Source organism: Paenibacillus sp. GCM10012306 (genome assembly GCF_042649265.1).
Lineage (GTDB): Bacteria > Bacillota > Bacilli > Paenibacillales > Paenibacillaceae > Paenibacillus_AQ.
Window position 1 is genome coordinate 440508 of sequence record NZ_JBHRYW010000004.1, and the last position, 8501, is coordinate 449008.

Below are 8501 nucleotides of genomic sequence, written 5' to 3' on the forward strand. Positions count from 1 at the left end.
AGCTCTACTGCAGGCAGCGGAGCAGATCGGACGGATAGGCAACGCCGGCATATTTTCCGTTACGGGTAACAATTACGCAATCATCTTTGAATTCGGTAGGACGGTTGGTAGCCGCCGCCATCACGGTTTCCAGAGGGGCTTCAATATCGAACATCAGCGGAGTCTTGTTCATGAGCTTCAGGACTGGCTCGCTGTAGAAGGAATCTGCGCCCACTCGGCCGGTAGCCCGTAGGAAGAAATGTTCGCTCATCAATAGTCCCAATGGCTCGTTGGCTGCATTACAGACGACAATGCTTTTGGCTTCGGGATGCTGGAACATCACACGCAGCGTTTCGCGGCAAGTGCGGGAAGCATAGACAGCAGGTTCAGTACGAATCAATCCTGCAAGATCGTTGAGAATAGCTGTAGTCATTCTAAGTCATCCTTTCAAAGTCGGGTGTATTCCTACTGTACTCCTTAATCGTAAACTGCGATGGTTCTCTGCGTAATTTACCCGTAAAAACAGACCGACTGCCTGTACACGAATATGAAAATAAAACGGTCGAACCCTCGCGGGTCCGGCCGTTTTTTGATAGCTGTTATTGGCTGCTGCGCACGCCATCCTCCATGAAAGGCCGCTCTGTCGCTTCTGGTGTCGGGTAATGGCCCGCACCGGGCTGATTGGCTGCGATCAGCCGTTTCTGTGCGGGGTAGACGTCACGGGACAATCTGGTAGTCTCGGCGGCCTTGCCGTCGACATAGCGGGTGATGTAAGTCTCGACTACATATCCCGTTTTACCCTGCTGGATTACGCGGGAGCTACCAGGCGACAGGGAGGTATCGCGGACGAAAATATCCTTCGGTGGCAGAATTTCCACCGTTTTTGATTGGATGTCATAGCGGACATTCTTGGGGAATGTACCGAACAGCTTGACAGTCAACGCACGCCCTTGAACCTCGGCTTGGATAATGATGTACTTGCCAGTATTATTCCGGAAGCGGAAGTTGATATACCCTTCAGCGAACGTAGCATCCTGTCCTTTTGGCAGATAATTGACGGGTACGGAATGATTGCGCCGCTCCACAATCTCAAGTCCAGTGCGCAGCGCAGCATTGTATAGTGTACTGGATACTTGACAAATCCCGCCGCCCGTACCGGGTTGCAGCTTACCGCCGACGATGACCGGTGCCTCGCGGAAGCCATACTCCTGGCGGGCTTTTTCAATGGCCTTGCCATAATCAAATACAGCACCCGGCGGGAGGATAGTTCCGTTAACAGCTCTGGCAGCGGCATCTACGTTATGCGTGCGACCCGGTCCACTTGAGCCGAGTGAAGTACTGAATTGTGTGATCTTACGTTCTACCCCCTGATCCTTCAAATCTTTCAAGGTTATCTCTGGCTCCAGCACATTTAAGGGGATTTCCAGAACCAGTGGGGTACTCTGCAGCTCCTCCAGCTGTTGGAGGTCTGTTGGAACCGCGGCCTGCAATGTAGTCTCCAGGGCAGGCCAGTTCACTTCAAGTGAATTGGTTCCCGGTGTATAGACCACCTGATCGCCAGGGGTAATAACCCGGGTTGCATCCACCGGAACGCCGAAGGAGGACCTCTCCCATGCTGGGCTGAGGATATTTTTAAGCTGCTTGATGTCCAAACGATAGGTCAGGCTCCAATTATGGGGAAAGCTGCGGCGGGCGTTGAAGCGGTCCCACAGATTTCCTTCCTTAAGCTCCTGAAGGGCTTGCAGAAAAGCCGGGGCATTGTAGGTCAGCCCTGCCTGCTTCAGGGAGGGGGCAAGATCCGCAGCACCGTCTGCCTTCAGAACAAGGGGTAGGGCTTCGAGTGCGTGAAGTCGCTGCTCAAGACCGGAGCGGACATCATCAATATCCATACCGCCAATCTCCCAGCCAGCCAGGTTGATTCCTTCAGGTAATGTGCGCTGACTTGTATACAGATGAAGTCCGCCAATGATTAGCGAACCTGCCAGTATAAGGCTGATTAATGCAATGAGGGCTGCGTGAATTTTTTTCATAGGAATCTCCTCTTGAGGGGTTGAATTGGTTAAGAAAACCGTAATATTTCAAGTATATGTGCGGCCAATGTAAAACTTTCGGGTACTCAAGGGGTAACGGATTTGTTACAATAGAGACGCCTGCTGTAAAGTGCAGTTTATGGAAGTCTGGGCTAGACCCTGTCGAAGACTTCACGGCGGAATATGTCATAATCGGGAAGTGATAGAGTGATCGAAATGCAGGATGTGTGGAAGACGTACCCCAATGGCACTCATGCGCTGCAGGGCGTGTCCGTCAAGATTGACCGTAACGAATTCGTATATGTTGTCGGTCCGTCTGGTGCTGGGAAGTCAACTTTCATGAAATTAATTTATAGAGAAGAGATGCCGACCAAAGGGCAGATTTCCGTGGGCGGTTTCAATATAGGCAAGCTCAAGCCGCGCAAAATCCCTTATGTGCGCCGTAACATTGGCGTAATCTTTCAGGATTTCCGGCTGCTTCCGAAGCTGACGGCTTTCGAGAACGTTGCTTTTGCAATGGAAGTTATTGAAGCTCCGAAGAAAATTATCAAGAAGCGAGTCAATGAAGTACTAGATTTGGTCGGTCTAAAGAATAAAGCCAATCGGGAACCTTCACAGCTCTCAGGTGGTGAGCAGCAGCGGATTGCTATCGCTCGGGCGATTGTTAATAATCCGTCAGTTATTATTGCGGATGAGCCTACCGGTAACCTTGACCCAGAGACTTCCTGGGACATTATGCAACTGCTAGACGAGATCAATTTCCGTGGTACTACAATCGTCATGGCTACGCATAACCGTGACATTGTTAATAAAATGCGCAAGCGGGTTCTAGCCATCGAGAACGGCAACATCGTGAGAGACCAAGTGAGAGGGGAATATGGTTATGAGTTTTAAGACCTTCTTGCGACACGTGCGGGAAGGCTTTAAAAACGTATTCCGCAACGGCTGGATGTCTATAGCCTCCATCACCTCAATTGTCGTCTCGTTGTTCGTTCTAGGTGTCTTTATTTTGCTTGTACTTAATGTGAACGCTATCGCGGATAAGGCGGACAGCCAGGTCCAGATCAATGTTCATCTGGCGCTGAATACCGACCAGAAATTGCGTGAGACGGTTGAGAACGAGATTGGTAGCATGCCGGAGGTTAGCAAGATTACTTTTGTCTCCAAGGAACAGGGACTCAAGGAATTCCGTGAAGATATGGGTGCGGACGCCGCCGAGCTTCTTGAAGGCTTCGATGAGGACAACAATCCGCTGCCGGACAAGTTGGTAGTAGAGGTCATTGAACCGACTACCGTCCCTTTTGTAGCTGAGAAGATCCAAGCGTTGAACGAGACTCATGAAGAGCAACCAATCTATAAGGTGAATTACGGAAAGGGCTCGATCGAGACGCTGTTTAAAGTAACGCGTGCCGTGCGCAATATTGGTTTTATTTTTGTAGCAGGATTGGGCCTGATGTCCATGTTCTTGATCTCCAATACGATTCGCGTAACTATTTTGGCTCGTCGCAAAGAAATCGGCATTATGAAGCTGGTTGGAGCGACAAATTATTTTATTCGCTGGCCGTTCTTTATAGAAGGGGCACTGATTGGATTAATTGGTTCACTGGTTACCTCGGGCCTGCTTTACGCGGGTTACAGCAGTCTGTTGTCTTCTGTGCAGGGTGACCCAATGCTGGGGCTGAGGCTGATCCCGTTCAGTGAGATCTGGCTACTCCTGTGCGGCTTGTTGGTCGGGCTGGGTATGCTGATTGGTATTTGGGGAAGTACCGTGTCCATTCGCAAGTTTTTGAAGGTATAACGAGATTGCTAAGGTTCTAGCCAAGCTTTTAATTTTTGATTTTGGATAAAGGATGGGGAGTGCGAGTTGAAGAAGATTGCTGCCGGGTTAGCCGTATTATTGCTGACTGTCACTATGTTCGGAACCTCTGAAGGATCTGCCAACAAAAAGAGTGTCGCCGAAATCGACAAGCAGCTCAAGAAGCTGCAGCAAGAAGTTAAGGACGCCAAAGTGCAGCAAGAGAAAGCTGCTTCGCGCAATCAGGAAGCACAGCACTATAAGAACAAGACGAATATGAATTTGAAATATGTGCTTGGGCAAGTAGATATCGTTAAAGGAAAGATGAACGAGATTTCTGGGAAAATTGCCGATACCGAGAAATCGCTGAATCAGACGGCTGCTCAATTGGATGAGGCGGAAGCGCGTATTGCTTCTCGAGAAAAGGTTCTGGAGTCCAGGGTACGTCTTATGTATACGGACGGAGCCGTTTCCTACCTGGATGTGCTGCTCTCCTCTAATAGCTTCACTGATTTTCTGGACCGGGCGGATTCCCTAAAGCTGATCGTTGATCAGGATCAGGATCTTCTGGTGCAACATAAGGTGGACAAGCAGCTTGTCATCGATAAGAAGCAAGAGCTGGAAGGAAAGTACGCACAGGCCAAGCAGCTGTATACCGATTTGGAGGAGCAGCGCAGTCTGTTGAAGGAGAAGGAAAAGGATAAGCACGAACTTATTGCTTACTATGACAAGGAAATTCAAGATTCGGATGATATCAGTGAGGAACAGAACGAAAAGCTTGTAGAGCTTGCTAGTCAGCGCTCTGCGTTAGAGAAGGAAAAGGATAAGCTTAAAGCGGAGGAAGCGGCGCGGAAGGCAGCCGCTGCCAAGGCAGAAGCTGCTCGCAGAGAGGCTGAGGCCAAGAAAAAAGCTGCGGCGGCTGCGAAGGCTGCAAAGGCTGCGGAGTCTTCAAACTATACAGCGTATGCAGGCGGAGACGGTCCGCTCTTGAGACCTGTAGGTGGAGCGCGAATCTCTTCTCCTTATGGCTATCGAACCCATCCGGTTACGGGAGAAGTAGGCAAGCTGCATACTGGGACGGACTTTGCTGTTCCGCAGGGAACCAGTATCCATGCTGCAGACTCCGGTACGGTAATAGTAGCGGAATCGTGGAGCGGTTATGGAAACTGTGTGATTATTGATCATGGCGGCGGCATGTGGACGTTGTATGGCCATATTCGTAATGGCGGAATCAAGGTTAAAGTCGGTGAGCATGTCAGTCGTGGTCAGGTCATAGCGGAGTCCGGTTCTACCGGACGTTCCACGGGTCCCCATCTTCACTTTGAAGTTCGGATCGACGGTAAGCCTGTTAATCCGATGCCGTACTTGTAATTTCCGGACTTATAAATATTAATTGGACATAGGGCATATACTGGAAGAGATACCGTTCTATGCTGAACGGGTAAAACGCAAGGTTCGAGAGAGGGACAAGAAGGGACGGTGGGAACTGATGTTGAAGAAAAGCACAGCGGCGTTTTTGATGGTCGCCGCCCTACTGTGCGGCAGCTTGCTGACCCTGAGTGTGACCGGTTATATGCAAATTTCCGGACAAGCTGCAGGGCAAGGTGCATTATCCTCTGCGCTGAGCGGAAACAGCGGTCTGGATCAGAAGGAAGCCAAGAAGCTGGGCACGGCCCTGGGATTGATTGAGAGTAATTATTATGAAACTGTAGATCGGAACAAATTGATCGACGGTGCTGTTAATGGGATGATGGAAGCGCTGGGCGATCCTTATTCCAATTATATGGGTAAAGAAACGGCGGCGAAATTCGAGGAGAGCATCGAAGGCTCGTTCTCCGGAATTGGAGCCGAAGTCTCCTCGGAGAATGGTAAAGTTGTCGTGGTGTCGCCGATCAAAGGGTCACCTGCTGAAAAGGCAGGTATTCAGGCCAAAGACGTAATTCTCTCCGTTAACGGCGAGTCATTAGAGGGTCTGGAACTTAATGCGGCGGTTGCCAAAATCCGCGGTCCTAAAGGCAGCAAGGCTACGCTTAAAATTCAGCGTGCCGGCTCTGCAGAGCCGCTGGAGTTTGCCATCACTCGTGATGATGTGAAGCTGGAGACCGTCTACGCCAAGCTGGAGAAGGGCAATGTCGGTGTCATCGAGGTGACCCAATTCTCCATGAACACAGCAGAGCGGTTCAAGGAAGAACTGGACAAACTGGAGAAGCAGGGGATGAAGGGACTGGTCATCGATGTTCGTAACGATCCCGGCGGTGTGCTACCTGTAGTGATCCAGATGGCGGAGCAGTTCGTTCCGTCAGGTAAAACCATTGTACAAGTTGAAGACAAGAACAAAAATCGTGAGCTTAGTAAATCCAAAGGATCCAGCAAAGCCTATCCGGTTGTGGTCCTAATGAACAAAGGGAGCGCAAGCGCATCGGAAATTCTGGCAGGGGCCTTGCAGCAGTCCGCAGGCGCCAAGCTGATCGGCGATAACTCGTTCGGTAAGGGCACAGTTCAGACCAGCTTCGACAAGCAGCTTGGAGATGGCAGTTTGCTGAAGATCACTATAGCCAAATGGCTGACACCTGACGGTACATGGATTCATGGCAAAGGTATCAAGCCAGATATTGCAGTGTCTCAGCCAGACTATTTCTCGGTGGCTCCAATCAACAAGAGCGTGACTCTGCAGTACAACATGAACAGCGCAGATGTAAAGAATGCGCAGATTATGCTGGATGGGCTAGGCTATAAACCGGGCCGCAAAGATGGATACTTCGACGCTGCTACCAAAGAAGCGGTGAAGAAATTCCAGAGCTCAGCCAAGCTATCAGTCACAGGTTCTATCGATACCAAGACTGCGGAGAGTCTGGAAGCGGCGCTAATCAAGGCTATCCAAAATCCGGCTAATGATAATCAACGGAATAAGGGAATTGAAGAGATTCAGAAGGAAATCAAGTCGGCATCGTCGAACAAGTAAGAAGGCTGAATTCAGCCTTCTTTTTTTCTTTGACTTAGGAGAAATGTAGTAGCCGGACGAAAAGGAGCGTGACGAACGGTTGAATGTGATGCTGGAACTGTTGGGAAGCTTGGGCAAGGCAGCTTTGAATTTGCTGATTCAGCCCTATTACTATATTGCTCTTATCTTTGTTGCTCTGTATTACCGAAGACAGGTAGCCTTGGAGCGGAAGCTCATTCATGTGAAGCTGCACAGTCAGGGTCAGGAAATCTGGCGTACGGTCTGGAGTGGCCTGGTTATGGGGCTTCTGGTATCCGTTGCTGCTGTTTTACTGGGTGTTTCAATCTCTGGCCCAGCAGTAGCCTGTATTTGGATTGTTACTTTGCTTTTATTGCTGATTCGTGTCCGTTATCTATGTTTTGCCTATGCTATAGGCATATTAGGCATTATACAATTCGTATTTTCTTTCTTTCCGAATGCTTTCCAGACAGGGACAATCGGGACTCTAGTTACCGGTCTGCGGGAAATGGACATTCCAGCCTTGCTGGTGCTGGCCGCCTTGCTGCATCTCGCTGAGGCCCTGCTGGCACGTTGGCAGGGGCCCGGATTGGCTTCGCCGCTATTCCTGAAAGGTAAGCGTGGCAAGGTCGTCGGTGGCTTCCAACTGCAAGCGTTCTGGCCACTGCCGTTGTTCCTGCTGGTTCCTGCTGCTGCCGGAACTGGTGATCTGCCATGGCAGCCGCTGCTGGGCGGCGGGCTGGGCATTGTGTCCCTGCCCGTCATCATCGGCTTCAGCGAGATGACGCACAGCCTGCTGCCGGGGCGAAAAGTCGCCCGTACGGCAGGGCGGCTGCTGATCTACAGCGGCGTCCTGCTGGGCCTCAGCCTGCTGGCCTTCTGGTGGAGCCCGCTGACACTGCTCGCGGCGCTCGCAGCGATCCTTCTGCACGAAGGGCTATACTGGTACAGCGCTCTGGAAGAGCGCAGCAGCAGTCCCATCTTCGTGCATCCCCCGCACGGCCGCAAGGTGCTGGCCGTGCTGCCGGGCAGCCCCGGGCAGGAGCTGGGCATCCTGCCCGGCGAGGTCCTGCTTAAGGTCAACGGGGTCCTGTTGACCGAAGCCGCGCAGCTACATGAGGCGCTGCGCAAGAACCCGGCGTTCTGCAAGCTGGAGGTGCAGAACCGGGCAGGCGAGAGCAAGTACCTGCAGACCGCTATCTATGATGGCGATCATCATCAGCTCGGCATTATCCTTGCGCCAGAGCCGGATGAGACGACCATCGCGCTGGCTAAGCCGACGAGTATCTTCGGCATCATCAGCCTGCGGACAAGCCTCAGCCGCAGCAACCGGTCTGCGGCCAATGATCTTAAACGGTCTAAAGCCGCTGCTGAATCCAAAGCGGATTAGGCAACTTAGCTGAGCAGGGCGTTCCAGTGCTGACGATTAGTTGAATCTTTGGAAGGCGCGGACTTGAGAACCAATGAGGCCTTCGTTCTACCTTTGCAAAAGTAGAACTTCTGAGTCGGCATTTAACAGGAAATTATCCTGTTAAATAACGTGAAATGGCATAAAGCGCCGGATTAACAGGAATAAGTCCCGTTAATCCGGCGCTTTTTATGGTTTTCGAGGCTAAGGGGTGAAAATAACGGGATCTTTTCTAGGCCTGTTGATTAGCCAAAAAAAGGTAGAAAAAAAGCCGCCCGTTCGTTACAGTGTTTGTACCCCTACAAACAGTGGAAACGAGGCGACTTCATG

7 protein-coding genes are annotated in these 8501 nt (G+C 51.1%); 5 read left to right on the plus strand and 2 right to left on the minus strand.

The window, feature by feature from the left end; all coding sequences use genetic code 11:
- Positions 1-4 precede the first annotated feature (4 nt).
- Positions 5-412, minus strand: coding sequence for a CBS domain-containing protein (locus ACFORK_RS12725; protein WP_379199324.1), 408 nt, complete (start codon positions 410-412; stop codon positions 5-7).
- Between the two features lie 166 nt (positions 413-578).
- Entirely contained in the window at positions 579-2009 is a 1431-nt protein-coding gene (locus tag ACFORK_RS12730) for a VanW family protein (RefSeq protein WP_379199326.1), read from the minus strand.
- 207 nt (positions 2010-2216) lie between these two features.
- On the opposite strand from ACFORK_RS12730, the gene ftsE reads away from it, so the two are divergent.
- From ftsE to ACFORK_RS12755, 5 genes are all read left to right on the plus strand, one after another.
- Positions 2217-2903 (plus strand): cell division ATP-binding protein FtsE, encoded by a 687-nt coding sequence (gene ftsE / locus ACFORK_RS12735; protein ID WP_066378748.1) that lies wholly within the window; start codon positions 2217-2219, stop codon positions 2901-2903.
- The gene (ftsX, locus tag ACFORK_RS12740) at positions 2893-3807 is read left to right on the plus strand and encodes a permease-like cell division protein FtsX (RefSeq protein ID WP_379199329.1); all 915 of its coding nucleotides are present in this window, start codon (positions 2893-2895) and stop codon (positions 3805-3807) included. The genes ftsE and ftsX overlap by 11 nt, the downstream gene beginning before the upstream one ends.
- 66 nt (positions 3808-3873) lie before the next feature.
- Entirely contained in the window at positions 3874-5175 is a 1302-nt protein-coding gene (locus ACFORK_RS12745; RefSeq protein WP_379199331.1) for a murein hydrolase activator EnvC family protein, read from the plus strand.
- Between the two features lie 118 nt (positions 5176-5293).
- The gene (locus ACFORK_RS12750) at positions 5294-6766 is read left to right on the plus strand and encodes a S41 family peptidase (protein WP_379199333.1); all 1473 of its coding nucleotides are present in this window, start codon (positions 5294-5296) and stop codon (positions 6764-6766) included.
- Between the two features lie 79 nt (positions 6767-6845).
- Positions 6846-8153, plus strand: a complete 1308-nt coding sequence (locus ACFORK_RS12755; protein ID WP_379199335.1) for a PDZ domain-containing protein — start codon at positions 6846-6848, stop codon at positions 8151-8153.
- The last annotated feature ends 348 nt before the right edge of the window (positions 8154-8501 follow it).